This is a genomic window from Streptomyces gilvus (assembly GCF_022513565.1).
Lineage (GTDB): Bacteria > Actinomycetota > Actinomycetes > Streptomycetales > Streptomycetaceae > Streptomyces > Streptomyces gilvus.
Genome location: NZ_JAKWBE010000028.1, coordinates 1 through 25,165, shown reverse-complemented (window position 1 = coordinate 25,165; position 25,165 = coordinate 1). Strand labels below are relative to the sequence as shown.

The following is a 25,165-nucleotide window of genomic DNA, read 5'->3' as shown; positions in this document are numbered from 1 at the left end:
ACCGTCACGGAGTACGCCACCGCACTCACGGGGAGCGCATATGTACATCAGGGGCGACCACGCCGAGCTGGTCGTCGGGGGCCGCCTCGACGTCCGCAGCGCGGCGGACGCCCGTACGGTCCTGCACTCGGCCGTCGACGACGGAGTCGGCGACCTGGTGCTCGACCTGTCCGAACTGGACTCCTGGGACGCCACCGGACTCGGGGTGATCATGGGCGTCCACCGGCGGGCCGGCCGCTGCGGCCGGCGCCTGGTGCTGCGCGAGGTACCCCTGCAGATGCAGCGCCTGCTGGTGGCCACCCGGCTGCACCGGATCCTGGCGATCGAGGGCGGCATCGGGGTGGAGTCACTGCCCCGGGTGTGACGGTCGACGTGCGGGGGCACCCGGACGCCTCGGTTCCGCAAACGCACGACACGTGCAATCCTCACCGGACTGTGACGTCTCGGGCGGCGCGGTACCCCGGGCTGTCGGAGATACTGAGCGAAGGTTTAGGGTTCGGTCGCCCGCCACCCCGAGAACCCTCGAGCGGGCACCGGACCAGAAGCGACAGCGAGGTGTGCGGCAAGGCCGGGAGGGGCTGTATCGGCACACGAGCGCTTTTGGGGGGCTTGACCTATGGACCCGAACAACCGGGGACCCGAGGAGTACGGCCATGACGGCGACGGCGGTTCGCCGCGCCCGCGCCCGCCCAGGGACTCCCTCACATCCGACTTCGGACAGCCGGCGCCCGTGCTCGCGCGCACGGTGCAGCTGGTCACCGGCGACTATCTGCTCACCGTCAACCCCGTCGACGGCAGCGAGATAGAGATCTGCCCGCCCGGGGAACGCCCGGGCCGGCCCGAGAAGCTCACCCCGGCCGAGCGCGCCGAGGTGGCCCGCGCCGCCAAGGCACCCGTCCCGCCCGGACCGGCCCTGCCCGTGCTGCCGTTGCTGGAACGCCAGGACGACCGCGAGCGCCTGGTCCGCCTGCTCGCCCGCGGCCGCTCGGTACGCCTCACCGGCCCGGCCGGCTCCGGCCGCACCGCCCTGCTCGACCTGGTCGCCGAGGACTGCTCGGACCTCGCCCCCGACGGCGTCGTCCGCCTCAGCGGCTTCCACCGCACCGCCGACGAACTGCTCCACGACCTCTTCTACAGCGTCTACAACGCCCCCCTGCACCGCCCGGGACGGGACGAACTCCTCGGATACGTCCGTGACATCGGCGCGGTCGTCGTCCTGGACGACATCGAGTTCGGCGGCGCCGCCCTCGACGAACTGCTCGACGCGACGCCCGAGTGCGCCTTCGTGATCGGCGCCACGCCCGATGTGCCCGCCCCGTCCGCCGACTCCGCCGTCGAGGAGGTCTTCCTCGGCGGTCTCCAGCGCGCGGGCGGCGTGGACATCATCGAGCGCACCGTCGGCCGGGCGCTCACCGAGGAGGAGGCCAACTGGGCCGGCGACCTCTGGTTCGAGTCCGAGGGCCTGCCGTTGCGCTTCGTCCAGGCCGGCGCCCTGCTGCGCCAGCGCGACCAGCAGCGGGCCGGTGCCGGCGCCGTCGACGAGTTCGGCGTCTTCGCCGACGCGCTGCCCGTCGACGCGCCCTTCGAGACCCCGTTCGGCCTCGACGAGAGCGACGACCTGCCGCTGCCCTCGCTCGGCGAGGCCGCCGCGCCCGCGCCGCTGCTCGCCTCCCGGCTCAGCGACTCCGCCCGCGCCACCCTGCGGTTCGCCGTCGCGCTCGGCGGCGAGATCCCGCACCAGGCCCACCTGCCCGCCCTCGTCGGCGACACCCACGCGGACGCGGCCCTCGGCGAACTGGCCTCCTGCGGGCTCGTCTCACCGGTCGGCTCCCGCTACCGCCTCGCGGCCGGTGTGCTGCAGCAGCTGGAGGCCGCCGGGTACGGCGACGACATCGAGGCCCGCGCGCTGACCGCCGCCCAGCACTACGCCTGGTGGGCCGGGCATCCCTCGGTCACCCCGGAGCGCGTGTGCGCCGAGGCCGACGCCCTGCTCGCCGCCCTCACCGTCCTCGTGCCGGCGACGACCCCGCCCGGCGAGGGCGAGGAGGCCGTCACCGTCCAGCTGGCCCGTACGGCCGCGCCCGCCTTCGCGGCCGGGCTGCACTGGAGCGCCTGGGACCGCGCCCTGCGCTCCGGCACCGAGGCCGCCCGGCTGGCCGGAGAGGTCGCCGAACAGGCCTACTTCCAGCATGAGCTGGGCGTCCTCGCGATCTGCGGCGGGGACTTCGAGCGGGCCCGCACCGAGCTGGAGACCTCCCTCGGACTGCGCGGCGCGATCTCCGACAAGCGCGGCACGGTCGCCGGCCGCCGCGCCCTCGCCCTGGTCGCCGACCGGACCGGCACGGCGCCGGGGTTCATGGCGACCGCGGGGGAGGAGGTGCCGGACGCGCGCTACGAGGAGTCCCAGTCGCCGCCGGGCGGGGTGCCGGCCGCCTTCGGAGCGGTCGCGGCCCTGCCGCCGCCGACCGGCGAGACCTCGACGATCGTCGTCAACCGCGCCACGCCGGGCCCGGGGACACCGCCCAAGGCCCACCGCGCCGGCATCCGCGGGCTCGCCCGGCGCAACCTCGTCGCGGCGGGCGCCGGCGCCCTGCTGGTGGCGGTGCTCGGCACGGTGGTGACGCTGGGCGCGACCTCCAACAACGACGCCAACAACCCCTCCGACAAGGTCGGCGTCAACCCGTCCGCGAGCCAGGGCGTGGACGACGGCTCCCTGGGCGCGGACACCCCGAAGAACGGCAAGGGCACCGGCTCCGGCGACACGGGCACGGCGACGAGCCGCCCGGGCCCCGACGGCACGTACGGCACCTCGGACGACCCGACCCCGCCGGCCGGCGGCAACACTCCGTCGGACAACCCGAGCGGGACGAAGGGGTCGGGGAGCGGCTCGTCCACGTCGCCTTCGCACTCGGCGACTTCGCGGCCGCCGTCTTCGAGCCCGCCACCCACCAGGTCGGCGTCGCCTTCACCGTCCCAGTCGTCGCCGTCGCCGTCCGCTTCGACGTCGGAGTCGCCGACGGACACCCCGACCACGTCCAACTCCGCCAGCGGCCCCGCCTCCAGCGCCCCCGCCTCGTCGAGCGCCCCGGCCGTCACGAGCAGCGGCGCCGGCACGCCGAGCGGTTCCGCGGGCTCGGTGATCTGAGGCCGGACAGCACACCGAGAGGGCCGGGTTCGTACGGACGAACCCGGCCCCCTCGGTCGTACAGGAACCCTCGGACTCAGAACAGCCGCAGCTTGTCGTCCTCGATGCCCCGCAGGGCGTCGTAGTCCAGGACCGCGCAGCCGATGCCGCGGTCCGTCGCGAGGACGCGGGCCTGGGGCTTGATCTCCTGGGCCGCGAAGATGCCGCGGACCGGGGCGAGATGGGGGTCGCGGTTCAGCAGCTCGAGGTAGCGCGTGAGCTGCTCCACGCCGTCGATCTCACCGCGCCGCTTGATCTCGACGGCGACGGTCTGACCCTCGGAGTCCCGGCACAGGATGTCGACGGGCCCGATGGCCGTCATGTACTCGCGGCGGATGAGGGTGTAGCCGTCGCCCAGGGTCTCGATGCGGTCGGCGAGCAGTTCCTGAAGGTGTGCTTCCACGCCGTCCTTGATCAGGCCGGGATCCACGCCCAGTTCGTGCGAGGAGTCGTGGAGGATCTCCTCCATCGTGATGATCAGCTTCTCGCCGGCCTTGTTGACGACGGTCCACACGCCTTCCTCCTCGCCGCTGCCCTCCTTCAGCGTGCACGGCGGAGACATCCAGTTCAGGGGCTTGTAGGCACGGTCGTCCGCGTGGATCGAGACGCTGCCGTCCGCCTTCACCAGGATCAGGCGGGGCGCCGAGGGGAGATGGGCGGTGAGCCGGCCCGCGTAGTCGACGGAGCATCGGGCAATGACGAGACGCATGGTCGGCAACGCTACTCGACGGGTGCCTGTGCGCGCGATTCGCCCCGGAAGTACCGGGTCAACCCCTGTTCATTTATGGCCGGTTGTGTGCCTAAAGAGACCGCCGCATGTACGCATTCTGCTGGTGCCGTCACCGTCCGTTGCATACCGTAGTGAACGGGAGGTCGCGATGCGTATACAGCGCGTGTTCGAAGTCGCGGACTCCCTTATCTGTCCGGCAACCCCCGTCCATCACGGGGGTGCGAGAGGAGAACCCATGTCGCTCGACGTCTCACCGGCCCTACTCGAACAGGCCGAGCGAGGCGAGGTCGACGAAGCAGCTTTCGTCGACTGCGTCCGGACCTCCCTGCCCTACGCATGGGAGATGATCAGCTCCCTGGTGGCCCAGCTGAAGGTGGACGGTGGCCAGTTCGCCGACAACCAGACGCCCCCGCCGGACGAGCAGGCACGCGGTCAGCTGCTGCGTGCGCTCGCGAGTGACGCGATACGCGGCGCCCTGCAGCGGCACTTCGGTGTGCGGCTGGCCTTCCAGAACTGCCACCGGGTGGCGGTGTTCCCGTTGGACTCGTCCGTCGACGAGACGCTGGCCCGCTTCACCTCGGTGCGCAGTCAGTTGCTCAACCAGTCCCCGGAGTTCCGGGACTGCTGAGCGGTACGGCGCAGGCTTGCCGCTCCATACGCGGGAGGTGCATCAGTACTGGGGCGGCAAGCTCCGCGCAGGACAGCACAGTTCGAGATCAGCCGAGGTGGGGCAGGACCTCGGCGCCCAGCCGCCGTACGTTCTCCTCGGTGGCCGCCAGATCGCCGGAGCCCTCGACCAGCAGGGCGAAGCGGGAGATGCCGGTCCGCTCACTGGTCGCCGCGAGCCGGTCGACGCACAGTCGCGCGGTGCCCACCGGGTGCAGTCCGCAGAGCAGTTCGGTGTAGGCCAGCGGGTCGCGCATCTGCCGGGCCCGCCCGTCCACCGTGACATGGGCCTCCAGTCCCTGTCGCAGCCAGCCCGGCATCGCCTTCGTCAGCGCCTCCACCGCGTCCGTGCGCCGGTCCGCGATCTGGCAGACGCCGGCCGAGACATGGGGCGCGGCCAGGACCCGCTCCGGCGCATGCCCGGCAGCGCGCGCCGACTGCCGCCACAGCGCGACCATCTCGGCCTTCTCCTCGTCGCCCACGTGCATCCCGAGCAGCATCGGCAGTCCGCGCTCGGCCGCCAGCCGCACACTCGCCGGTGAGGTGCAGGCGACGACCACCTCGGGGCCCGGCTCGTCCGACAGCGACTCCGACGGCCTCGGCACCACGGCCACCTCACGGAAGCCGAAGCGCTCCCCGGCGGCCCCGACCGAGGGTTCCCGCAGCCAGCGCACCAGCAGATCGAGTGATTCCGGGAACCCCTTCTCGTACGCCGCGAGGCCGGAACCGAAGACCTCCAGGTCGACCCACGGGCCGCCGCGTCCCACACCCAGCGAGAAGCGGCCGCCGGAGGCGATGTGCAGCAGTGCGGCCTGCTCGCCGAGCGCCACCGGGTGGGCGGTGGGCAGCACGCTGACCGCCGTGCCGACCCGGAGCCGGCTGGTGCGGCCCAGCAGCAGAGCCGCCAGGGTGATCGCCGACGGGCAGGTCCCGTACGGCACGAAGTGGTGCTCGGCCAGCCAGACCGAGTCCAGACCGGCCTCCTCGGCGACCTCGGCCGAGCGGATCGCGCGGTGCAGCGCCTCCCCGTGACCCTGGCCCGGGAACTGGGCCGCCAACACGAACGTTCCTACGTGCATTGCCTTTTCCTGCTTCCTTGGCTCCGACGCGGAGCTCCCCCACCCGGCATAACCGTCCGACACGTGCCGAGGACACGGCCTGGCGAAGAGATTTGCGGATTGTCTGCAGAATGGGTGGCCGCAGTGGGGACTTGCGGGGGTTGGTCCCCTACGCCTACCCCTGTCCCGGCCCCGTAGGCTGGAGTCGGCCCCTGCTTCCTGTATAGCCCCGTGAGGTGTTCCGTGTCCCCGCGTCGCAACCGACCCAAGGGCGCTGATCCGGCGTCCTCCTCCGGCCGGAGCGCCGAGGACGACCGCCCGGGTCGTTACGGCGGCTGGCAGTCGACGGAGAGCTGGCAGGGCGAGGAGTGGAGCGTGCGCCATGTGGCGGGCGCGAGCGCGCAGGGCAAGACGTACCGCTGCCCGGGCTGCGACCAGCTCATCGCCTCCGGCGTCCCGCACGTGGTGGCCTGGCCGGAGCACGCGGGCGTCGACGACCGGCGGCACTGGCACAAGGCCTGCTGGAACGCGAAGGACCGCCGCACCACGCGGGTGCGGCGGTCCCGTAACGCGCCGAAGTTCTGAAGGCCGAAGGTCCGGGCCAGGGGCTCGTGCGCCGGACTACACGTCGCGCTGCCGCAGCAGCCACACCGCGCCGGCGAAGGCGGCCGCGGTCACGCCCAGGGCGATCCACAGCGGGTCCCAGCCGGTGGGGCCGTCGTTGGTGAGGGACGTGGTGTAGAAGACGCTCATCTGGCTCGGGATCGAGTAGTTGAACAGGGCGTCGCGCAGTCCGCTCAGGGACTCCGAGAACATGAACAGGGCGAGCACCAGCGGGGCCAGCACGAGGCCGATCATGATGGTGATGGCGCCCGCCGAGTGCCGGATGACGGAGCCGAGGACGAGCGAGAGCAGGCCGAGCAGCGCGACGTACAGCGAGATGCCGAGCGTGCCCTTCAGCCACTCCTGGGTGGAGGGGGACTTGGCCCCGCTGAGGATGGAGACGTCCGCGAGGGCGACGAGCAGCACGGACACGAAGGTCACCGAGAAGGCGACGGCGAAGAACACGATGGCCTTCGCCGCGAGCACCCGGCTGCGGGAGGGGCAGGCCGTCATCGTCGTCCGGATCATTCCGGTGCCGTACTCGGAGGCGGTGGTCAGCACGCCGAGCGTGATGATGCAGATGCTGCCGAGCAGCAGGCCGAACACGCCGAAGGACAGCGGGTTGTCGCTGGCCAGGCTGCCCTCGGAGGCGTTGGCCTCGACCAGCGCGGCGACCAGCAGGCCGATCCCGACGACCAGTACGAGGAACACGCCGAGCGTCCACATCGTGGAGCGCACCGACCTGATTTTCGTCCACTCCGAGGCGATCGCGTGCCCGAGATGCGTGCGCACGACGGGGATCGGCGAGGTGTAACCGCCGTACGGCGAACCGGCCACGGCACCCTGCCAGTCGGGTGCGGCGGCCTGCGGCATCGGGGGCTGCGGGGTGCTCATCGTGCGTCCTCGGGCTTGGTCAGGTCGGCGGGAGCGGGGGACGGGGCGGCCGGGGCGGGGGCCGGGGCGGCGTCCTGCGGCACGGACGGCTGCGCGGCGTCCGTCGGCTGGGCGGGCGGCTGTGGTGGTGCCGGAGCCGTGGAGGCGGCGGTCGGGCCCTGCTGTGGCGCCTGGGACGGCTGAGGCGACGGCTGGGCGTACGGGTTGGGCGGGCCGGCTGTCGGGGCGCCCGGGGCGCCGTACGGGCCCGCAGGAGGCTGTCCCGGGCCGCCGTATGGGCCCGGCATCGCGAAGGGCTGCCCGCCGTGTCCGGGCGGCGGTGGGGCGTACCAGCCGGGCTGGCCCTGGCCGGGGACCGGGACCGGGGGCCGGGCGCCGGGCGGGAGGGGCTGCATCAGGCCCTCCTTCTGGTCGATGGTCGAGCGGTAGTCGACCGCGCCCTGCGTCATCCGCATGTACGCCTCCTCCAGCGAGGCCTGATGCGGGGACAGTTCCCACAGCCGTACGTCGGCGTCGTGCGCGATGTCGCTGATGCGGGGGAGCGGCAGTCCCGTGATCCTGAGCGCGCCGTCCTGCTCCGGCAGCACGTGCCCGCCCGCCTCGGTCAGCGCGGACGTCAGCTTCTCGCGCAGCTGCGGCTCGGTGTCCGGCGTCCGCACCCGCGCGAAGTCGGCGGAGTTCGCGGAGATGAAGTCCTTCACGCTCATGTCGGCGAGCAGCTGCCCGCGCCCGATGACGATGAGGTGGTCGGCGGTCAGCGCCATCTCGCTCATCAGGTGCGAGGAGACGAAGACCGTACGGCCCTCCGCCGCGAGCGCCTTCATCAGGTTGCGCACCCACAGGATGCCCTCGGGGTCGAGGCCGTTGACCGGCTCGTCGAAGAGCAGCACCTGCGGGTCGCCGAGCAGCGCGGCGGCGATGCCGAGCCGCTGCCCCATGCCGAGCGAGAAGCCCTTGGACCGCCGCTTCGCCACGTCCTGCAGGCCGACCACGCCGAGCACCTCGTCGACCCGGCGGGCCGGGATGCCGGACAGCTGGGCGAGGCACAGCAGGTGGTTGCGGGCCGAGCGGCCGCCGTGCACGGCCTTGGCGTCCAGCAGCGCGCCCACCTGACGGGGGGCGTTCGGCAGCTTGGGGTACGGGTAGCCGCCGATCGTCACCTGCCCCGCCGTGGGGTTGTCCAGCCCGAGGATCATCCGCATCGTCGTCGACTTGCCGGAGCCGTTGGGCCCCAGGAAGCCGGTGACGGCCCCGGGCCGCACCTGGAACGAAAGGTTGTACACAGCGGTCTTGTCGCCGTACCGCTTGGTCAGGCCGACAGCCTCGATCATGCTCCGCACCCATCGAAAGGTTCAGGACAGCGGGGCACACGCCCCCGTAAGGGTTAGGAGGATATCGAGGCGCTGACGGTTCCGCTCAAGAGGAAGTAAAAGACCGGCCGCCGAGCCGGCCCGCGAACGGTCCCGGTCAGGCGTCCCGCCGCTTCAGCAGGACGTACCCGCCGGCGAGCGCGGCCACCACCCACAGCGCCATGATCCCGAGCCCGCCCCAGGGCCCGTACGGCGTGTCGTCGTCGATCCTCGGCACCACCTGCATGATCTTGCTGCCCGCCTGGTCGGGCAGGTACCGGCCGACCTTCTTGGTCGCCGACACGTTCCCCAGGATGTTGGAGATCAGGAAGAAGAACGGCATCAGGATGCCGAGGGACAGCATCGGCGAGCGCAGCATCGCCGCGACGCCCATCGAGAACACCGCGATGAGGGTCATGTAGATCCCGCCGCCGATCACCGCGCGCAGCACGTGCGGGTCGCCGATCGAGGTCCGGTGCGGGCCGAGCATCGCCTGGCCGAGGAAGAACGCGACGAAGCTGGTGACCATGCCGACGGCCAGCGCGAGCCCGGTCGCCACCGCGATCTTGCTGAACAGGAAGGCGCCGCGCTGCGGTACCGCGGCCAGCGAGGTGCGGATCATGCCGGTGCTGTACTCGTTGGAGACGACCAGCACCCCGAACACGATCATCGCGAGCTGACCGAGGGTCATGCCGGCGAAGCTGATGAAGGTCGGGTCGAAGGAGAGCCGGTCCTTCGCGCTCATGTTGTCGAACTCGTTCTTCGACAGCGCCGAGATCAGCATGCCGAGGGCGACGGTGACGACCACCGCGAGGGAGAGCGTCCACACGGTCGAGGCCACCGAGCGGATCTTGGTCCACTCGGACCGTACGACCTGGATCGCGGCCATGCTCAGCTCCTGTTCCAGCCCTCGCCCCACGGCCGGGGCTGCTCGACGGGCGTGTCGGTGTGTGCGTGGTACTCGACCGACTCGGCGGTCAGCTGCATGAACGCCTCCTCCAGGGAGGCCTGCTGGGGGCTCAGCTCGTGCAGCACGATCTGGTGTTGCGCGGCCAGCTCGCCGATGTACTCGGCCTTGCCGCCGTCCACCTCCAGCGCCCCTCCGGACTCGACGACCGTCACCCCCGCCTGGTGCAGGACGTCCAGCAACCGCTCGCGCTGCGGGGTGCGGACGCGGACGTACGACCGCGAGTTGCGCTCGATGAAGTCGGCCATGGACGTGTCGGCGAGCAGCCGCCCCTGCCCGATGACCACGAGGTGGTCGGCGGTCAGCGCCATCTCGCTCATCAGATGGCTCGACACGAAGACCGTGCGCCCCTGCCCCGCGAGGGATTTCATCAGGTTGCGGATCCAGTGGATGCCCTCGGGGTCGAGCCCGTTGACCGGCTCGTCGAACATCAGGATCCGTGGATCGCCCAGCAGCGCGCCCGCGATGCCGAGCCGCTGGCCCATGCCCAGCGAGAACCCCTTGGCCTTCTTCTTCGCGACCGCGGTGAGACCGACGGTGTCCAGCACTTCGGCCACCCGGCTCTTCGGGATGCCGTTGCTCTGGGCGAGGCAGAGCAGGTGGTTGTAGGCGCTGCGGCCGCCGTGCATGGCCTTGGCGTCCAGCAGGGCGCCGATGTAGGTCAGCGGGTCCTTGAGGCGGTCGTAGTGCTTGCCGTCGATCCGCACGTCGCCGGCGGTCGGCCGGTCGAGCCCCAGCATCATCCGCATCGTCGTCGACTTGCCGGCGCCGTTGGGCCCGAGGAACCCGGTCACGATGCCGGGTCTGACGGTGAAGGTGAGGTTGTCGACCGCCACTTTCTCGCCGTACCGCTTGGTCAGCCCCTCGAGCTCGATCATGCGGCCACGTTAGGACGCCGGTTGGGCCACTGCCACCCGGACGGGCAAACAGAGGGCGACGACGCAGGCAACAACATCCGGGCGCACGTACTCGTCGACCGGGTCGGCGTGCCCTGGCCCCGGCATGCCAGAGGCCCGTACCTCCGGGGGAGACGGTACGGGCCTCTGCGGGTGCTGCTGGTCAGCGGGACTGCTGGGCCGGGACTCCGCGGGAGATCGGCTCGTCCTCGGCCGGCGAACCGGCGGCGGCCACGGCCGCACCGGTCAGCGTCGCGAGCATCTCGCGGACGTTCGTCAGCTGGGCGTTGATGCTGTCGCGGCGGTTGGTCAGCGCGGCCAGCTCACGCTCGGATTCCGAACGGATCCGGTCGGCCTTGGCGTTGGCGTCGGCCACGATGTCCTCGGCCTGGCGCTGGGCGGTCTCCACCGTCTGGCGGGCGCGGCGCTCGGCGTCGGTGCGCAGCTTCTCGGCCTCCAGGCGCAGCTGCTCGGCGCGGTGCTCGATCTCCGCGAGACGCTTCTCGGCCTTCTGCTGACGCGAGGCCAGGTCGCGCTCGGACTGCTCCCGGCGCTTGGCCAGGTTCGTCTCGAAGTCGGCGGCGGCCTGCGCGGCCTTGGCGCGGGTCTCCTCGAAGAGGGCGTCCGCCTCCTCACGCTTGGACTGCGCGTCCTTCTGCGCCTCGGAACGCAGCTGCGAGGCGTCACTCTTGGCCTTCTCGACGATCCGGACGCCTTCGTCCTCGGCCTTGGCCTTGCGCTCCGCCGCGAACGATTCCGCGTCGTTGCGGACCTGCTGGGCCGCCGACTCGGCGAGCTCGCGGTGCTGCTCGGCAGCGCGCCGGGCCTCCTCGCGCAGATCCTTGGCCTCTTCCTCGGCGAGGCGCAGGATCTTCTCGACACGCGCGCCGAGACCGGCGTACGACGGCTCGGCGTCGCTTACCTGGGCCTGGGCGTTCTGCGTCTCGAGGTGGAGCTCCTCGATGCGCTTTTCCAGAGCGGTGATGCGGGCGAGAGCGCTGTCACGGTCGGAGACGAGCTTGGAGATGCGTTCGTCCACCTGAGCGCGGTCGTACCCACGCCGCACAAGCTCGAAGCCGTAGGGGGAAGTGTCGCTCATGGGGTTCCTGTCAAATGAGACCGGTGAGGTGATAGGGGGAATCCTAGGGGCCGAAGCGGTGTGTCATCGAGCGGATACGTGTTTGATCTGGAGAATGACACCCCTTTTGAGTGGCTAACCTTGGGACGGCTTGCCAAAAACTTGGTCAAAGGCCCCAGACCGCACACGAATTGACCCGTCGATCAGCTGTCCGACTAGCCGTCCGACGGCTTACCCGAACGAGGTCCGCCGACCACCGCGCCCGCCTTGACGCCACCGTCCTTGCCCCCGGCGGGGGCCTCGAAGGACTCCAACGCCTCCAGCACGTCCTGGACCCGGGAGATCTCCGCGTTGATGTCCTCGCGCCGGCGCACCAGGATCTCCAGCTCGCGCTTGCCCTCCTCGACCGTGGCCTTGGCCTCGCGGATCGCCTCGGCCTTCAGCTCCTCGGCCTCCCGGATGAGCGCCGCCTTCTTCTGCTCGGCCTCCTTCAGCAGGCCCTCGGCCTTCTTCACCGCGGCGATACGGACCTTGCCCGCCTCGGAGTTGGCCTCCGAGACCAGCTCCTTGGCCTTCGCCTGCGCCTTGGCCAGTTGCTCCTCGGCGGCCTTGATGAGCGCGTCGCAGCGGTCGCCGGTCGACTTCATCGTCTCTGCGGCCTCGCGGCGGGCCCGCGTGTGCAGCGCCTCGATCTCACCCGTGATGCGGTCGCGCAGCTCCTCCGCGCGCTCACGGATCTGGGTGGCGTCCCGGCGCGCGCCGACGAGCAGCTCGTCCGCGTCCGTACGGGCCTGCTCCACCAGCGAGTTGCCCTCGACCGTCGCCTCGGAGACCAGCCGGTCGGCCTCCGTGCGGGCCGCGCCCACCATCGAGTCGGCCTGCGCCTCCGCGTCGGCGGTGGTCTTGTGGGCCTGCTGCTGCGCCTCCGTCAGCAGCTTGTCCGCCTCGGCCGTGGTCTCCGTGATGAGCGTGTCGACCTGCTCGGCCACGTCCTGGCGCCGCTTGTTGGCCTCCCTGCGCACCTCGTCGAGCGTCCGCTCGGCCTCCTCGCGCGCGGAGTTGACGAGCCGTTCGGCCTCCGCCGCCGCCTCGGACCTGACCCGCTCGGACTCGCTGCGGATCCGCTCCGCGTGCTGCTGGGCCGCCCCGACCGTCTCCGCGGCCTCGGCGCGCAGCCGCTCCGCGTCCCCGGTGGCCTCCGCGAGCAGGTTCTCCGCCGCGGCGACCGCCTCGGCCCGCACCCGCTCGGCCTCCGCGACCGTGTCATTGCGCAGCCGGTCGGTGTCCCGGACCGTCTCCGTGGTGAGCCGCTCCGCCTCGTTGCGGGCCTCGGTGATCAGGGCGTCGGCCTGCGTCGCCGCGTCCGAGCGGATGCGGTTGGCGTCCTCACGGGCGTCCGCCCGGGTGCGCGCGGCCGCCTGCTCGGCCTCGGCGAGGGCGTCGGAAGCCTCCGTACGCACCCGCTGGGCGTGCTCCGCCGTCTCCGAGCGCAGCCGCTCCGCCTCCGCGATCGCCTCGCCGACGGTCCGCTCGGCCAGCGCCTTCGCGGCGTCCGTCTCCTCGGCCGCCTCGCGCCGGACGCGGCTCGCGTCCTCGCTGGCCCGCTCCCGCTCGGCGTACGCGTCGGCGCGGACCCGGTCCGCCTCCTCCTGCGCTTCGCGCCGGGTGCGGTCGGCCACGTGCTCGGCGGCGCTGCGCAGCCCGGTGATCTCCTCCTGGGCCTGCTCGTGCAGCCCGGCCACCGAGTCCCGTACCTGCTGGGCGTGCTGCTCGGCCGCCGACACCATCTCGTTCGCGCGCCGGTCGGCCTCCTCGACCAGCCGGACCGCCTCGGCCTGCGCCTCCTCGACCCGGTTGCGGGCGGAGGCCAGCAGTTCCTCGCTCTGTTCGCGGGCCCGCTCACGCTCCTGGTCGGCCTCGGCCCGCGCGGCCCCGAGGGTGTCCTCGGCCTCGCGCCGGCGCCGGTTGGCCTCCTCCTGCGCGGCGGCCAGCGTCTCCGAGGCCTCCGCGCCCAGCCGCTCGGCCGCGGCCAGCGCCTCGGCCCGCATCCGGTCCGCGGCGTCCTGCGCCTCCGACTTCAGCCGCTCCGCCTCGGCCGCCGCCTCCGAACGCAGCCGTACGGCGATGGCCTCGCCCTCGGCACGCGAGGCGGACGCGTCCGACGCGGCCTCGTCGCGCAGGCGTTCGGCCTCCGCCTCCGCCTGCTGCTGCAGCGTACGGATGCGCTCGGCGGCGTCGGCGCGCAGCCGCTCCGTCTCCTCGACGGCCTCACGGCGGATCCGGGAGGCCTCCTCCCGCGCGTCGGTCAGCGCCTGCTCGGCGGCGGCGAGGCGCTCCTCGGCCTCCGTGTGCAGCCGCGTCAGCTCGTCGGCGGCCTCCGCCCGGCGGGCCTCTATCGCCCGCTCGGTCTCCTCGCGCAGCTCCAGCGCGGCCCGCTCGGCGTCGGCCTTGATGCCCTCGGCCTGCTCGACGACCTCCTCGCGGTGCCGCTCGGCCTCCTGGCGGGTGCGCTGCAGGGTCTCCTCGGCCTGCCGGCGCAGCGTGGTCGCCCGCTCGATGGCCTCCGTACGGACCTTCTCGCTGTCCGTGGTGGCCTTCTGGCGCAGCTCGTCCGCGTCCTGCCGGGCCTTCGACAGCAGCTCCTCGGCGGTCTTGGCCGCCTCCTCGATCTGCGCCACGGCCTCCTTGCGGGCCTCCGCGCGGATCTTCTCGCCCTCCGCGACCGCGTCGGCGCGCAGCTGCTCGGCCTCGCCGCGCAGCCGGCGGGCCTCCTCCTGCAGCTCGACCGTCTTGGCGCGGTACTCCTTGGTGTCGTCCTTGGCGGCGCCCTTGAGCTGCTCGGCCAGGTCGTGCGCCTCGGCGCGCAGCCGGTCCGCCTCGGCCTCGGCCTCGGAACGGATCCGCTCGGCCTCCTCGGCCGCCGCCTTGGTGGTGTTCCGCGCGTCCTCCTGCGCCCTGTTGAGGACGTCCTCGGCCGTCTTGGCCGCCTTGGACAGCTGGGTCGCGCTCTCCTCGGCGGTGATCGTCCGGGCCTTCTCGGAGGCCTCGGCGACGATCCGCTCGGCCTCGGCGCGGGCGTCCGCGACGGCCTGCTCGGCGTCCGCCTTGGTGGCCTCCGCCTCCTTGGTGGCCTCGCTGACCAGCCGGGCGACCTGCTCCTTCGCCGTGCGCGTGCGCTGCTCGTTGGCCGACTCGGCGCTCGCCAGGGCCTTCTCGGCCTGTGCGGTGGCCTCGGTGACCAGCTTGTCGGCCTCGGCCTGCGCCTTGCGCAGCGCCTCCTCGGCCTCCTGCATGCGCTGCTCGGCGCCCCGGCTCAGCTCCTGCGCCTGCCGGCGGGCGCTGTCCGACTCGGTGGCGGTCGACGAACGCAGCTGCTCGGCGTGGTCGGTGGCCTCCTGGGCCTGCGTGGAGGCGGCGTTGAGCAGCCGCTCGGCGTCCGTGCGGGCCCGGCGCAGGATCTGCTCGGCCTCCGCGCGGGCCGCCTCGGCGTCGGTCTGCAGCCGCTCGCGGGCCTCCCGGGTCAGCCGCTCGGCCTCCGTGCGGGCGGCCGCCATCGCCTGCTCGGCCTCGGCACGGGACTCCTCCAGCAGCCGGCGCGCCTGGGACTCCGTACGGGCGCGCAGCTGTTCCGCCCACGCCACGTTCTCGTTGACGTGCGACTCGACGGTCTGCCGGCGCTCCGCGAGTTCCTGGTCCAGCTGCTGACGGCGGGTGACCGCCTCCTGGTGCAACTCCGCCTGCAGCCGCGCGGCCTGCTCGGCGTGCTCCTGCAGGATGCGCTGGGTCTGCGCCCTCGCCTGGCTCAGCTCGCGCTCGGCGTCCTGGCGCAGCTGGTCGGCCTGGATCTGGGCGTTGCGCAGCAACTGCTCGGCCTGGTAGCCGAGGTCGCCGCCGCCGAAGTCGGGGCGGGACATGATGGTGCGGCGCGCCTCGTGCAGCTTGGCGCGCAGCACCTCGACCTGGTAGCCGAGGTCCTCGGCGTGCTGGATCGCCTTCTCCCGCTCGGTCTTCAGCCGATCCATCTCGGCCTCGAACCGAGAGAGGTGGTCGACGTCAGCCGCCGGCTCTCGCTCCTGGCGTTCGTAGCCCCGCACTGCGCGGTCCCATCCGTCCCCTGGTCGCAGGTCTGCCCATACGAGCTCCGTCCTCCGCCGAACGGGGCCCCCGGGGAATGGTGTCAGATCAACGGCGGAGCATGGGCTGCTGCCCCGACGCTCGCCCCCCGAAACCCGGACCCCGGCGTGCGGCCACCCCTCGCTTCGGGAGCGACCGCCCCCAACCCTACCGGCCCTTATGTACGGGGGTCAGTGCTCAGGTGACTCAACAGGCGCCGAAGTGACCAGTTCTGTCAGTACGCCATGGCAATCCTTGGGGTGCAGAAACGTGATCCGTGACCCCATGGAGCCACGTCGCGGCTCTTCGTACAGCACCCGCACGCCCTTGTCCTTGATGTCGGCGGCGTCGGCGTCCACGTCCGCGGTGCCGAAGGCGATGTGGTGGACACCCTCGCCGTTCTTGTCGAGCCACTTCGCGACGGTCGAGTCCGGCCGCGTCGGCTCCAGAAGCTGCAGGTAGGAGGCGCCGCCGTCGGAGGTACCGTTGATCTTGAGCATGGCCTCGCGGACGCCCTGCTCCTCGTTGACCTCGGAGTGGAACACCTCGAAGCCGTACGTGGCCCGGTAGAACTCGACGGTCTTGTCGAGGTCGAAGCAGGCGATCCCGATGTGGTCGATTCGCGTCAGCATGTTTGTCAGTGCAGCGCTCTTCGGATGGTTACGCAACGTGCGCGCGATCACACCGACGGCCCGATGACGGCACGGAGTGCCACTCAGTACCTTGGAAGTACACCCTCATCTGGGGGGATCCCCCAGACCCCCCAACTCGTTCACTCCTCGGCAGTGCAGCCGGTAAGGGGATCGCAGCTCATGTCTGGATCGAACAGCACGACCTCGGTGATCGTCGCGGGCGCCCGTACGCCCATGGGGCGCTTGCTGGGCTCGCTGAAGTCCTTCTCCGGAGCCGACCTCGGCGGCTTCGCGATCAAGGCCGCCCTCGACCGTGCGGGGATCGGCGGCGACCAGGTGCAGTACGTCATCATGGGCCAGGTGCTCCAGGCCGGGGCGGGGCAGATCCCGGCACGCCAGGCCGCCGTGAAGGCGGGCATCCCGATGAACGTCCCGGCGCTCACCGTCAACAAGGTGTGTCTGTCCGGCCTCGACGCCATCGCGCTCGCCGACCAGCTGATCCGCGCCGGCGAGTTCGACGTGATCGTCGCGGGCGGCCAGGAGTCCATGACCAACGCCCCGCACCTGCTGCCGAAGTCCCGCGAGGGCTTCAAGTACGGCGCGATCGAGATGCTCGACGCCATGGCGTACGACGGTCTGACCGACCCCTGGGAGAACATCCCGATGGGCCAGTCCACCGAGAAGCACAACACCCGCCTCGGCATCCAGCGGCCCGAGCAGGACGAGATCGCCGCCCTGTCCCACCAGCGCGCCGCCGCCGCCCAGAAGAACGGCGTCTTCGAGGCCGAGATCACCCCGGTCGAGATCCCGCAGCGCAAGGGCGAGCCGGTCGTCTTCAGCAAGGACGAGGGCATCCGCGCCGACACCACGGCCGAGTCCCTGGGCAAGCTGCGCCCGGCGTTCGCCAAGGACGGCACGATCACCGCCGGCACCTCCTCGCAGATCTCCGACGGTGCGGCGGCCGTGGTCGTGATGAGCAAGGCCAAGGCGCAGGAGCTGGGCCTCGAGTGGATCGCCGAGATCGGCGCCCACGGCAACGTCGCAGGCCCCGACAACAGCCTGCAGTCCCAGCCGTCCAACGCGATCCTGCACGCCCTGAAGAAGGAGGGCCTGGAGGTCGGGGACCTGGACCTCATCGAGATCAACGAGGCCTTCGCGGCTGTCGCGGTCCAGTCAATGAAGGACCTCGGCGTGTCCACGGAAAAGGTGAACGTCAACGGCGGGGCGATCGCCCTGGGCCACCCCATCGGCATGTCCGGCGCCCGGCTCGTCCTGCACCTGGCCCTGGAGCTCAAGCGGCGGGGCGGCGGTGTCGGCGCGGCCGCGCTGTGCGGCGGCGGCGGTCAGGGTGACGCGCTGATCGTCCGGGTACCCAAGGCCTGAGACCCTCCTCCGTACGCGTCTGTCGTACGTGCCTCTCTGAACGGATCTGAACGGAGCTGTGATGCAGGACGTCTCCACACTCGTCGCCCAGGCGAGGGAGGGCCGGCCGCGTGCCGTGGCCCGGCTGATCTCCCTGGTGGAGGGGGCGTCCCCGCAGTTGCGGGAGGTCATGGAGACCCTGGCCCCGCTGACGGGCAACGCGTACGTGGTCGGTCTGACCGGCTCGCCCGGCGTGGGCAAGTCGACCTCCACGTCCGCGCTCGTCACCGCGTACCGCAAGCAGGGCAGGCGGGTCGGCGTCCTGGCCGTCGACCCGTCGTCCCCGTTCTCCGGCGGCGCCCTGCTCGGCGACCGCGTCCGGATGTCGGAGCACGCCTCCGACCCCGGCGTCTACATCCGCTCCATGGCCACCCGTGGCCATCTCGGCGGCCTCGCCTGGGCCGCCCCGCAGGCGATCCGCGTACTGGACGCGGCGGGCTGCGACGTGATCCTCGTCGAGACGGTGGGCGTGGGCCAGTCGGAGGTCGAGATCGCCTCCCAGGCGGACACGTCGGTGGTGCTGCTGGCCCCCGGCATGGGCGACGGCATCCAGGCGGCGAAGGCCGGGATCCTGGAGATCGGCGACGTGTACGTCGTCAACAAGGCCGACCGCGACGGCGCCGACGCCACCGCCCGGGAACTGAACCACATGCTGGGCCTCGGCGAGTCCCGCGGGCCCGGCGACTGGCGCCCGCCGATCGTCAAGACGGTCGCCGCCCGCGCGGAGGGCGTCGACGAGGTGGTGGAGGCGCTGGAGAAGCACCGCGCGTGGATGGAGGAGCGGGGTGTGCTGGCCGAGCGCCGGCTGGCCCGCGCCGCCCGCGAGGTGGAGACCATCGCCGTGACCACCCTCCGCGAACGCATCGGCGACCTGCACGGCGACCGCCGGCTCAGCGCGCTGGCGGAACGGATCGTCGGCGGCGACCTGGACCCCTACCGCGCCGCGGACGAGCTGGTGGCGGGCCTGACGCAGAGCTGACCCGGGCTCGAAAATCCCCTGGCGACCACAGCCCCCCGCTGTTGAGTTGCCCGCGTGCTCCTCCTCTTGGCATAGGGCCCGCGCCGACCGTGACGCACGGTCCGCGCGGCGATCAGGCGTCCCCTTTCCGCCTCGTCGAGTCGAGGAACTCCCGTGTCGTCGTATGCCGTCGTCCTCCGCGTCCCGCATGCCCGCCGCACCTTCGCCTTCGCCCTGCTGGGCCGGCTGTCGTACGGCGTCGTCCCCCTGTCCGTGATGCTCGCCGTGACCCGGGCCACCGGGTCCTACGCGGTGGCGGCACCGTCATGGCCCTCTTCAGCGGCACCAGCGTCTTCCTGTCCCCCGCGAGGGCGGCCCTGATCGACCGATACGGCCCCCGCGGCGCTCCTGACCGCCCTGGCCACGTCGAGGGGCGCCGCCCGGGCCCGGCGAGGCACGCCCCGCACGCTGCCGCAGCGGGACGCCGAGGAGAGCACGTCCGCCGTGTGATGCTCCGCGAGACGCCGACGGGCGGAACCCCGCGCGCGGCCGCCGAGCGCGCCCCGCATGCTGCCGCAGCGGGACGCCGAGGAGAGCACGTCCGCCGTGTGACGCTCCGCGAGACGCACGGCAGGCGGGACCCCGCACGCGGGTCCCGCCTGCCGTGCGTCCCGTCGGTCAGGGGCGCCCGCGCTGCCCGCGCAGGTGTTCCGCGATGGGTTTCAGGGCCTTGGCGAGTTCCGACAGGGCCTCGGGGGACAGCAGGTCGATGAAGTGCCGCCGCACGGACGCCACATGATGGGGCGAGACCTTCTGCATCGTCTCCAGGCCGTGCTCGGTCAGCACCGCGTAGAGGCCGCGCCGGTCGGACTCGCAGTTCTCACGCCGGACCAGGTTCGCGTTCTCCATACGGGTGATCTGGTGGGAGAGGCGGCTCTTGGACTGGAGGGTGGCGGACGCGAGGTCGCTCATCCGCATCCGTACGTCCTCCGACTCGGACAGGTTCACCAGGATCTCGTAGTCGTTCATCGTCAGTCCGAAGGGCTGAAGGTCCCTCTCGAGCTGGTACGTCAACAGCCTGTTGACCTCCAGGTGGGTGCGCCAGGCGCACTGCTCCGCATCGGTCAGCCAGCGTGTGGCCGTCTCGGTCTCCATGAATGAAGTCTACCTAAAAAGTTGAAAGGCGAACTAGTGAGGGTAATGTGGCGCCGTGCACACGTTCGACGTCACACTCCGCAGACTACCGCTCACAGCCCGAAGCGACGCTGAAGGTCACCCAGCTGTCCGGGAAGGCGCGGTGCCCCCGCCTGCTGTGACGGGCCCGTGAAGCCCCCGCCGGCACCGGGTACCCCCGGCTCGTGCGGAACCGCTCCCGTGGCCTGCTCGGCCATCAGGGTCTCGGACGACTGGAGCAGGACCGTGCCCGCCCCGACGAACTCGAACTGGTGCTCCTCCCCGGAGGCCCCGCCCAGGCCCGTCATCGCACGTAGACCGCCCATTACGCCCGTCATGTAGCCGTGGCCGTAGTGATGGCACGGCGACGGGCAGTCGGCCCACCCGACGAGCGCCTGCGGGTCCACCCGGATCGGGGGTTCCATGAACACCACCGGACCGTTAGACGCCGCCACGAACTTTCCGGTTCCGATGAGCGTGAGAAAGCCCGGGACGATCGACTGCTTGAGCGCGAGACTTGGCTGAAAAGCGAGGAGGTTGCCCGAGCGAATGGTCAGATTGCCGTCGTCCAGGTCGTAGGAATTGACGTCGAAGGCCCGGTCGGCGAGGAGCATCTTGCCCGAGCCATCGGCCACGACCCAGTCGCTCGCGTGCAAAGGCGAATGGAAGGACGTACGGACAAGCCGGTCCAGCCGGCCGTGCCCGACGCCGTTGAACTCCATCTGCCCGTAGTAGGCGATCATCTTCCCCTTCTGCAGGAACCACTGGCTCCCCTTGAGCTCCACGCAGAAGGTGTACTTGTTGACGTTGTCGTCGACCGGCAGTGTCATCGGGTCGTAGACCGTCGGGCCGCCGCCCGGAGCCCCGTACATGCTCACAGCTTCTCCTCCGAGGCCTGGACGTAGACCACGCCGTTGCCGCTGAGCTCCAGCTGGAAGGCCTCGCCGGAGCCCCGGCCCACCATGTCGCGCCAGCCCAGGGCCGTCGACAGCTTGTTGCGGACGTCGCCGTGGTGGGCGACGTAGGCCTGCGGGTCGACGTGCACGGTACGCCCCGGGGTGATCGGCACCTCGAAGACGCCGCCGTGGGCCATCACCGCGACCGAGCCGACGCCCTGCAGGGTGGTCGTGAACAGCCCCTGGCCGGTGACCTGGCCCCGCACCATCCCCATGACCCCGCCCTGTGAGCCCATGAACATCGTCCCCTGGCGGAGCGTGCCCTCGAAGGCCAGCAGCCGGTCCGCCTCCACGTACAGCGTGTCGCCGGTGAGGTTGATGACCTGCACATGGTGGCCCCCGTGCCCGAACATCACCGTGCCGTTGCCCTCGACGCTCATCAGGGGTGTGGCCTCATTGGCGATCCGCCGCCCGATCATCGACATGACCCCGCCCTGCCCACCCTGGATGTTGGGCGTGAAGGACACATCCCCCTTGTAGGCGAGCATGGCGCCCCGCTGACTGAACAACCGTTGTCCGGGCAGGACCGTCGCCTCGACCATCTTGGAGTTGATCTCACGGAAGGCCACGTCACACATCCCCCGCGATCGTGTTCCGCTCACTCGGCTGCACATACACCAGCCCGTCCCCCTCGAACCTGATCTGGAAGGCCTCTCCGCCGCCCTCCCCGAGGAACGTGCGGAACGTCACACCCGACTGGAAGGACTGCCGCAGGTTCCCCTGGTGCGCGATGTAGGCGCCCGGGTCGACGATCAGCGGGTACTGCGCGCTCACCCGCAGCACCACGGCCGGCCCGTCCGACATGATCGCCGCCTGCCCGTGCCCCTCGACGGTGGTCGTGAACAGCCCGTTCCCCTGCGAGGCCCCACGCAGCCCCGTGAAGGTCGTGCCCGTCCTCAGCCCCGCGTCCGTGGCGAGCAGATTGCTCGACTCCACGAACAGCTTGTCCCCTTGCAACCGCACGAGGTTGATCTCGGACGCCCGGTCGGCGAACCAGCAGGTCCCCTGCCCCCGCACCTCCATCACCGTCATCTGCTCACCGGTGAGCCGCCGCGTCACCATGCCCCGCAGGCCCTCACCCCCACCACTCAGCTTCTTGAAGGCCATCTGCCCGTCGTACGCGACCATCGAGCCGTTCTTCGCCTTCACGGCGTCCCCGGTCATGTCGACGGCGAGCACCTTGCTGCCCTGAAGTCGAAACATCGCCACGCTGCGAAGGTAGCGGCAGCGCGGGTGGACGGAACAGATCCCAAGGGTGGAGAGCGTCCCTGACGCCACCCCTAGGGGGACCCGCCGACCCACGTCCGTCCGACCGTTTGTCACAATGGGCCAACGCTTGTGCTTCCGTTCACAAAGAGCGGCCCGTCTCCCACCGAAGGTGACCCGTGGACCTCAAGACCGCCACCGCCCTCCGCCGCCTGCGGCTCGTCTCGGCCCCCGAGGCCGTGTCCTTCCTGCTCCTGCTGGTCTGCTCGGTGCTGAAGCGGACCACGGACTTCAACGCGGTGCCGGTCATGGGCATGGTCCACGGCGTCCTGTTCATCCTGTACGTGATCTTCTGGGCCGACGCCTGGAACCGCACGAAGTGGGACAAGAAGACTGCAGGGCTCTACTTCCTCCTCTCGGTCCTGCCGACCGGCGGCTTCTTCGCCGAGCGCAAGCTGAAGCGGGCCGCCGAGGATGCGGTGATCGCCTCCCGCGCCCGCAACGAGGGGATCGTGAACGCGTGATCGTCGCCTTCTCCGTGACCCCGCTGGGCGTGGGCGAGGACGTAGGCGAGTACGTGGCCGACGCCGTCCGGATCGTCCGCGAATCGGGCCTCCCGAACCGCACCGACGCCATGTTCACCTCGATAGAAGGCGACTGGGACGAGGTCATGGACGTCGTCAAGCGCGCGGTCGCCGCCGTCGAGGCGAGAGCGCCGCGCGTCTCCCTCGTCCTCAAGGCGGACATCCGCCCCGGCGTGACGGACGGCCTCACCTCCAAGGTGGAGACGGTGGAGCGGCACCTCGCCCAGTAGCGCGTCCGCGTCCTGAACCCCGGCCCGCGCGGGCCGGGGTTTTCTTGTCCCTCGCTGTTGAGCGATCGCTCAAACAGCTGGTACTTTCCTGCCAGGCAGTTTGAGCAGTCGCTCAAATGACAGGCTGACCTGGGGGATTTGCATGAGCCACACCGGGCTCTACATAGAGGCACGCATCCACGCCGACCTCGACGACCTCTGGACCCGCACACAGGACCCCGCCCAGCATCAGCGCTGGGACCTCCGCTTCACCGAGATCACCCACCTCCCCCGTGAGGAGGGTGAGCCGCAGCGCTTCCGGTACGCCACGCGCATAGGGCCGTTCCTCACGGTCGCCGGAACCGGGGTCTCGGCCGGCGAGCGCGAACGCCCGGACGGCACCCGCACCTCCGCCCTCCGCTTCTCCTCGCCGCACCCCCTCTCCCTCCTCGCCGAGGGCAGCGGCTACTGGCGCTACGTCCCCGACGGCGACGGCGTCCGCTTCCTCACGGGCTACGACTACCGCCCGCGGTGGGGCCGCCTGGGCACCACCGCCGACCGCCTCCTCTTCCGCCCCCTGATGGGCTGGGCGACGGCCTGGTCCTTCGACCGCCTGCGCCTGTGGCTGGAACGCGGCATCACCCCGGAGCGAGCCCTGGCCAACTGGCTGACGGAACTACTGATCCGCGCCCTCGTGATCACAACGGCCTGCACAGCCCTCGCCCCCGCCGCCTCCCTCCCCCTCTTCGGCCCCTTCACGGCGTCACTGGCCTACCTCTGCCCGCTCCTCCTCACCGTCGCCGTCTGCGTGGCCCTCTTCAAGGCGCCCCTGCCCTGCACCCCGGCTGCCCGCCGCTGCCTGCGCACCCCGCCCACCCGCATTCGGGCGCCCCGCGTCCTGCGCACCCTGGAGAACCCGCGATGACCTCGATCTTCCGCACCGTGATGGGCGCAGACTTCGACCGCCTCCACCCCCAGCTCCAACGCCGTTTCTCCGTCGGCCTGACCAGCGGCGAGGCCTGCACGGGCCGGGGAGTGATGGACCGCGTCTGGCACGGCGGAGCCTTCGTCCGCCCCTTCCTCGCCCTCGGCGCCACCCGCAACATCCTGATCCCGACCCCCGGCCGCAGCGTCCCTTTCACGATCGAGAACGTCCCGTACACGGACACCTTCGGCCGTGAGACGGTGACCTTCGTGCGCACCTTCGACCTGCCGGGCCGCCCCCGCCGCTTCGACGCCCAGATGGTGCTCAGCCCCAAGGGTGACCGCATCCTCGACTACCTCGGCACCCACCAGCACCTGGCCAGCGAACTCCACTTCCACGCCGAGCCCGACGGCTCCCTCCTCATCCGCTCCGGCGAACACCGCTTCCGCGAGGGCCCCATGGACCTACGGGTGCCCGAACTGATCGGTGCCACAGCGGAGGTCCGAGAGTCGTACGACGACACGACCCGCCGCTTCCGCATCCAAGTCCGCGTGGTCAACCGCTACTTCGGCCCCCTCTTCGGCTACGAGGGTTCCTTCCGGGCGACGTATACGAACATCCGCACCTGCGGCGTCCGCCCCGGTCTGCGCCCCCTCCGCGAGGAGTCCCGCGCATGAGCCCCGAAACCACCAAGACCAAACTCCTGGAAGGCGCCCTACGCGTCCTGACCCACCAGGGCATCGCCAAAACATCGGCCCGCACCATCGCGACCGAGGCCGGAGTCAACCAGGCCCTCGTCTTCTACCACTTCGGCTCGGTCGACGAACTCCTCGCCCAGGCATGCACCTACGGCGCCGAACAGACAGTGGCCCGCTACCGCACCCGCCTGGCCGAGGTCGGCTCCCTCTCCGAACTGCTCACCGTCGGACGCCAGATGCACGAGGAGGAACGCGCCCACGGCCACGTGGCCCTCCTCGGCCAACTCCTGGCCGGCGCCCAGACCCACCCCACGCTCGGCCCCGCCACCGCGGCCGGCCTCCACCTCTGGATCGACGAAATAGAGAAGGTCCTCACCCGGGTCCTGGCCCAGACCCCCTTCGGCGAGTTCACCGACCCCCGGGGCCTGGCCCGCGCCGTGGCGGCATCCTTCGTAGGCATCGAGCTGTACGAAGGCGTGGACGAAACCGGCGCACACGCGGCCCTGGACGCCCTGGAACACCTCGGCTCCCTCATCGCCGCGCTGGAAGACCTGGGCCCGGTCGCCCAACGCGCGGTCCGCCTCCACCTACGCCGACGGACCTGAGGTCGCAGACGGGGGTGCCTGGTCCTGCCGTAGAGCGGCAGCCGGCCCGCCGCGGCCGCTCGCGCAGTTCCCCGCGCCCCTGGGGGGCGCACCGCAGCCGCCCACGGCGAGAAGGGGACGGGGCGGGGGGTGCCCGCCCGCAGCGTCGGGGGTCAGACACCGAGCACACCCCCATCGGGGAGCACCGCCCGACCGAGGACGGACACCCCCCGCCCCCGCCCCCCCCCCCCCCCCCACCCCAGGCGCGAACCCCCCCCCC

At 71.5% G+C, this 25,165-nt stretch carries 24 protein-coding genes and 1 pseudogene; 12 read left to right on the top strand and 13 right to left on the bottom strand.

What is annotated here, in order from left to right:
• Positions 1 to 40: 40 nt before the first annotated feature.
• Positions 41 to 364: an STAS domain-containing protein gene (locus tag MKW14_RS32055; RefSeq protein ID WP_240868613.1), complete on the top strand. Its 324-nt coding sequence runs from the start codon at positions 41 to 43 to the stop codon at positions 362 to 364.
• Between the two features lie 252 nt (positions 365 to 616).
• A complete protein-coding gene (locus MKW14_RS32050; RefSeq protein WP_240868611.1) occupies positions 617 to 3,145 on the top strand; it encodes a P-loop NTPase family protein in 2,529 nt (842 codons plus the stop codon).
• 76 nt (positions 3,146 to 3,221) lie between these two features.
• Here MKW14_RS32050 and nucS read toward each other — a convergent pair whose 3' ends face one another.
• Positions 3,222 to 3,893, bottom strand: a complete 672-nt coding sequence (gene nucS / locus MKW14_RS32045; RefSeq protein WP_133044690.1) for an endonuclease NucS — start codon at positions 3,891 to 3,893, stop codon at positions 3,222 to 3,224.
• 256 nt (positions 3,894 to 4,149) lie between these two features.
• On the opposite strand from nucS, the gene MKW14_RS32040 reads away from it, so the two are divergent.
• Positions 4,150 to 4,542, top strand: a complete 393-nt coding sequence (locus MKW14_RS32040; RefSeq protein ID WP_208778005.1) for an SCO5389 family protein — start codon at positions 4,150 to 4,152, stop codon at positions 4,540 to 4,542.
• Between the two features lie 88 nt (positions 4,543 to 4,630).
• On the opposite strand, the gene MKW14_RS32035 is transcribed toward MKW14_RS32040, so the two are convergent.
• Complete coding sequence (locus tag MKW14_RS32035) at positions 4,631 to 5,659, bottom strand: LLM class flavin-dependent oxidoreductase (protein WP_240868608.1); 1,029 nt, start codon at positions 5,657 to 5,659, stop codon at positions 4,631 to 4,633.
• Positions 5,660 to 5,881: 222 nt separating this feature from the next.
• Here MKW14_RS32035 and MKW14_RS32030 point away from each other — a divergent pair, with 222 nt between their 5' ends.
• Complete coding sequence (locus tag MKW14_RS32030; protein WP_240868606.1) at positions 5,882 to 6,223, top strand: Rv1322 family protein; 342 nt, start codon at positions 5,882 to 5,884, stop codon at positions 6,221 to 6,223.
• Positions 6,224 to 6,259: 36 nt separating this feature from the next.
• Here the strand turns inward: MKW14_RS32030 and MKW14_RS32025 are convergent, their stop codons facing one another.
• The 7 genes from MKW14_RS32025 to mce form a co-directional block, all read right to left on the bottom strand.
• Complete coding sequence (locus MKW14_RS32025; RefSeq protein WP_240868604.1) at positions 6,260 to 7,135, bottom strand: ABC transporter permease; 876 nt, start codon at positions 7,133 to 7,135, stop codon at positions 6,260 to 6,262.
• Positions 7,132 to 8,466 carry an ABC transporter ATP-binding protein gene (locus tag MKW14_RS32020; RefSeq protein WP_240868602.1) on the bottom strand — a complete coding sequence of 445 codons (1,335 nt, stop codon included), beginning with the start codon at positions 8,464 to 8,466 and terminating at the stop codon, positions 7,132 to 7,134. Before MKW14_RS32020 ends, MKW14_RS32025 begins: the two co-directional genes overlap by 4 nt.
• A gap of 136 nt (positions 8,467 to 8,602) precedes the next feature.
• Positions 8,603 to 9,373, bottom strand: coding sequence for an ABC transporter permease (locus MKW14_RS32015; protein WP_240868601.1), 771 nt, complete (start codon positions 9,371 to 9,373; stop codon positions 8,603 to 8,605).
• 2 nt (positions 9,374 to 9,375) lie between these two features.
• Entirely contained in the window at positions 9,376 to 10,329 is a 954-nt protein-coding gene (locus MKW14_RS32010; protein ID WP_240868599.1) for an ABC transporter ATP-binding protein, read from the bottom strand.
• A gap of 181 nt (positions 10,330 to 10,510) precedes the next feature.
• Entirely contained in the window at positions 10,511 to 11,446 is a 936-nt protein-coding gene (locus MKW14_RS32005; RefSeq protein WP_133044698.1) for a coiled-coil domain-containing protein, read from the bottom strand.
• A gap of 194 nt (positions 11,447 to 11,640) precedes the next feature.
• On the bottom strand, positions 11,641 to 15,519 hold the full coding sequence (scy, locus tag MKW14_RS32000) for a polarized growth protein Scy (RefSeq protein ID WP_240868597.1): 3,879 nt from the start codon (positions 15,517 to 15,519) through the stop codon (positions 11,641 to 11,643).
• 210 nt (positions 15,520 to 15,729) lie between these two features.
• Positions 15,730 to 16,170 (bottom strand): methylmalonyl-CoA epimerase, encoded by a 441-nt coding sequence (gene mce / locus MKW14_RS31995; protein ID WP_058923120.1) that lies wholly within the window; start codon positions 16,168 to 16,170, stop codon positions 15,730 to 15,732.
• Positions 16,171 to 16,350: 180 nt separating this feature from the next.
• On the opposite strand from mce, the gene MKW14_RS31990 reads away from it, so the two are divergent.
• The 3 genes and pseudogenes from MKW14_RS31990 to MKW14_RS31980 all read left to right on the top strand — a co-directional run.
• Positions 16,351 to 17,553 carry an acetyl-CoA C-acetyltransferase gene (locus MKW14_RS31990; protein WP_240868594.1) on the top strand — a complete coding sequence of 401 codons (1,203 nt, stop codon included), beginning with the start codon at positions 16,351 to 16,353 and terminating at the stop codon, positions 17,551 to 17,553.
• Positions 17,554 to 17,614: 61 nt separating this feature from the next.
• Positions 17,615 to 18,571, top strand: a complete 957-nt coding sequence (meaB, locus tag MKW14_RS31985; protein ID WP_240868591.1) for a methylmalonyl Co-A mutase-associated GTPase MeaB — start codon at positions 17,615 to 17,617, stop codon at positions 18,569 to 18,571.
• 111 nt (positions 18,572 to 18,682) lie between these two features.
• Positions 18,683 to 18,957 (top strand): annotated as a pseudogene (locus MKW14_RS31980) (MFS transporter); the annotation flags it as partial.
• A gap of 271 nt (positions 18,958 to 19,228) precedes the next feature.
• Here the strand turns inward: MKW14_RS31980 and MKW14_RS31975 are convergent.
• The 4 genes from MKW14_RS31975 to MKW14_RS31960 all read right to left on the bottom strand — a co-directional run bounded on the left by MKW14_RS31975 (position 19,229) and on the right by MKW14_RS31960 (position 21,882).
• Entirely contained in the window at positions 19,229 to 19,705 is a 477-nt protein-coding gene (locus MKW14_RS31975) for a MarR family winged helix-turn-helix transcriptional regulator (protein ID WP_240868589.1), read from the bottom strand.
• Between the two features lie 92 nt (positions 19,706 to 19,797).
• On the bottom strand, positions 19,798 to 20,595 hold the full coding sequence (locus MKW14_RS31970) for an AIM24 family protein (protein WP_240868791.1): 798 nt from the start codon (positions 20,593 to 20,595) through the stop codon (positions 19,798 to 19,800).
• A gap of 2 nt (positions 20,596 to 20,597) precedes the next feature.
• Entirely contained in the window at positions 20,598 to 21,248 is a 651-nt protein-coding gene (locus tag MKW14_RS31965) for an AIM24 family protein (RefSeq protein ID WP_240868789.1), read from the bottom strand.
• A 1-nt stretch (position 21,249) separates the two neighbouring features.
• A complete protein-coding gene (locus MKW14_RS31960; protein ID WP_240868786.1) occupies positions 21,250 to 21,882 on the bottom strand; it encodes an AIM24 family protein in 633 nt (210 codons plus the stop codon).
• 182 nt (positions 21,883 to 22,064) lie between these two features.
• On the opposite strand from MKW14_RS31960, the gene MKW14_RS31955 reads away from it, so the two are divergent.
• The 5 genes from MKW14_RS31955 (at position 22,065) to MKW14_RS31935 (ending at position 24,906) form a co-directional block, all read left to right on the top strand.
• Complete coding sequence (locus MKW14_RS31955) at positions 22,065 to 22,409, top strand: DUF3817 domain-containing protein (protein WP_240868588.1); 345 nt, start codon at positions 22,065 to 22,067, stop codon at positions 22,407 to 22,409.
• Positions 22,406 to 22,699: an MTH1187 family thiamine-binding protein gene (locus tag MKW14_RS31950; RefSeq protein WP_240868586.1), complete on the top strand. Its 294-nt coding sequence runs from the start codon at positions 22,406 to 22,408 to the stop codon at positions 22,697 to 22,699. The genes MKW14_RS31955 and MKW14_RS31950 overlap by 4 nt, the downstream gene beginning before the upstream one ends.
• 142 nt (positions 22,700 to 22,841) lie before the next feature.
• Entirely contained in the window at positions 22,842 to 23,603 is a 762-nt protein-coding gene (locus tag MKW14_RS31945) for an SRPBCC family protein (RefSeq protein WP_240868585.1), read from the top strand.
• Positions 23,600 to 24,280: a DUF4166 domain-containing protein gene (locus MKW14_RS31940; RefSeq protein ID WP_240868580.1), complete on the top strand. Its 681-nt coding sequence runs from the start codon at positions 23,600 to 23,602 to the stop codon at positions 24,278 to 24,280. Before MKW14_RS31945 ends, MKW14_RS31940 begins: the two co-directional genes overlap by 4 nt.
• The gene (locus MKW14_RS31935) at positions 24,277 to 24,906 is read left to right on the top strand and encodes a TetR/AcrR family transcriptional regulator (protein WP_240868577.1); all 630 of its coding nucleotides are present in this window, start codon (positions 24,277 to 24,279) and stop codon (positions 24,904 to 24,906) included. Before MKW14_RS31940 ends, MKW14_RS31935 begins: the two co-directional genes overlap by 4 nt.
• Positions 24,907 to 25,165: the final 259 nt, after the last annotated feature.

Coding starts and splice junctions, on each gene's coding strand:
- MKW14_RS31940 (WP_240868580.1), top strand. CDS start 23,600: ATGACCTCGATCTTCCGCACCGTGATGGGCGCAGACTTCGACCGCCTC.
- MKW14_RS32050 (WP_240868611.1), top strand. CDS start 617: ATGGACCCGAACAACCGGGGACCCGAGGAGTACGGCCATGACGGCGAC.
- MKW14_RS32040 (WP_208778005.1), top strand. CDS start 4,150: ATGTCGCTCGACGTCTCACCGGCCCTACTCGAACAGGCCGAGCGAGGC.
- mce (WP_058923120.1), bottom strand. CDS start 16,170: ATGCTGACGCGAATCGACCACATCGGGATCGCCTGCTTCGACCTCGAC.
- meaB (WP_240868591.1), top strand. CDS start 17,615: ATGCAGGACGTCTCCACACTCGTCGCCCAGGCGAGGGAGGGCCGGCCG.
- MKW14_RS31960 (WP_240868786.1), bottom strand. CDS start 21,882: ATGTTTCGACTTCAGGGCAGCAAGGTGCTCGCCGTCGACATGACCGGG.
- nucS (WP_133044690.1), bottom strand. CDS start 3,893: ATGCGTCTCGTCATTGCCCGATGCTCCGTCGACTACGCGGGCCGGCTC.
- MKW14_RS31945 (WP_240868585.1), top strand. CDS start 22,842: ATGAGCCACACCGGGCTCTACATAGAGGCACGCATCCACGCCGACCTC.
- MKW14_RS32015 (WP_240868601.1), bottom strand. CDS start 9,373: ATGGCCGCGATCCAGGTCGTACGGTCCGAGTGGACCAAGATCCGCTCG.
- MKW14_RS32010 (WP_240868599.1), bottom strand. CDS start 10,329: ATGATCGAGCTCGAGGGGCTGACCAAGCGGTACGGCGAGAAAGTGGCG.
- MKW14_RS31935 (WP_240868577.1), top strand. CDS start 24,277: ATGAGCCCCGAAACCACCAAGACCAAACTCCTGGAAGGCGCCCTACGC.
- MKW14_RS32035 (WP_240868608.1), bottom strand. CDS start 5,659: ATGCACGTAGGAACGTTCGTGTTGGCGGCCCAGTTCCCGGGCCAGGGT.
- MKW14_RS32020 (WP_240868602.1), bottom strand. CDS start 8,466: ATGATCGAGGCTGTCGGCCTGACCAAGCGGTACGGCGACAAGACCGCT.
- MKW14_RS32005 (WP_133044698.1), bottom strand. CDS start 11,446: ATGAGCGACACTTCCCCCTACGGCTTCGAGCTTGTGCGGCGTGGGTAC.
- MKW14_RS32025 (WP_240868604.1), bottom strand. CDS start 7,135: ATGAGCACCCCGCAGCCCCCGATGCCGCAGGCCGCCGCACCCGACTGG.
- MKW14_RS31970 (WP_240868791.1), bottom strand. CDS start 20,595: ATGTACGGGGCTCCGGGCGGCGGCCCGACGGTCTACGACCCGATGACA.
- MKW14_RS32055 (WP_240868613.1), top strand. CDS start 41: ATGTACATCAGGGGCGACCACGCCGAGCTGGTCGTCGGGGGCCGCCTC.
- MKW14_RS31975 (WP_240868589.1), bottom strand. CDS start 19,705: ATGGAGACCGAGACGGCCACACGCTGGCTGACCGATGCGGAGCAGTGC.
- MKW14_RS31990 (WP_240868594.1), top strand. CDS start 16,351: ATGTCTGGATCGAACAGCACGACCTCGGTGATCGTCGCGGGCGCCCGT.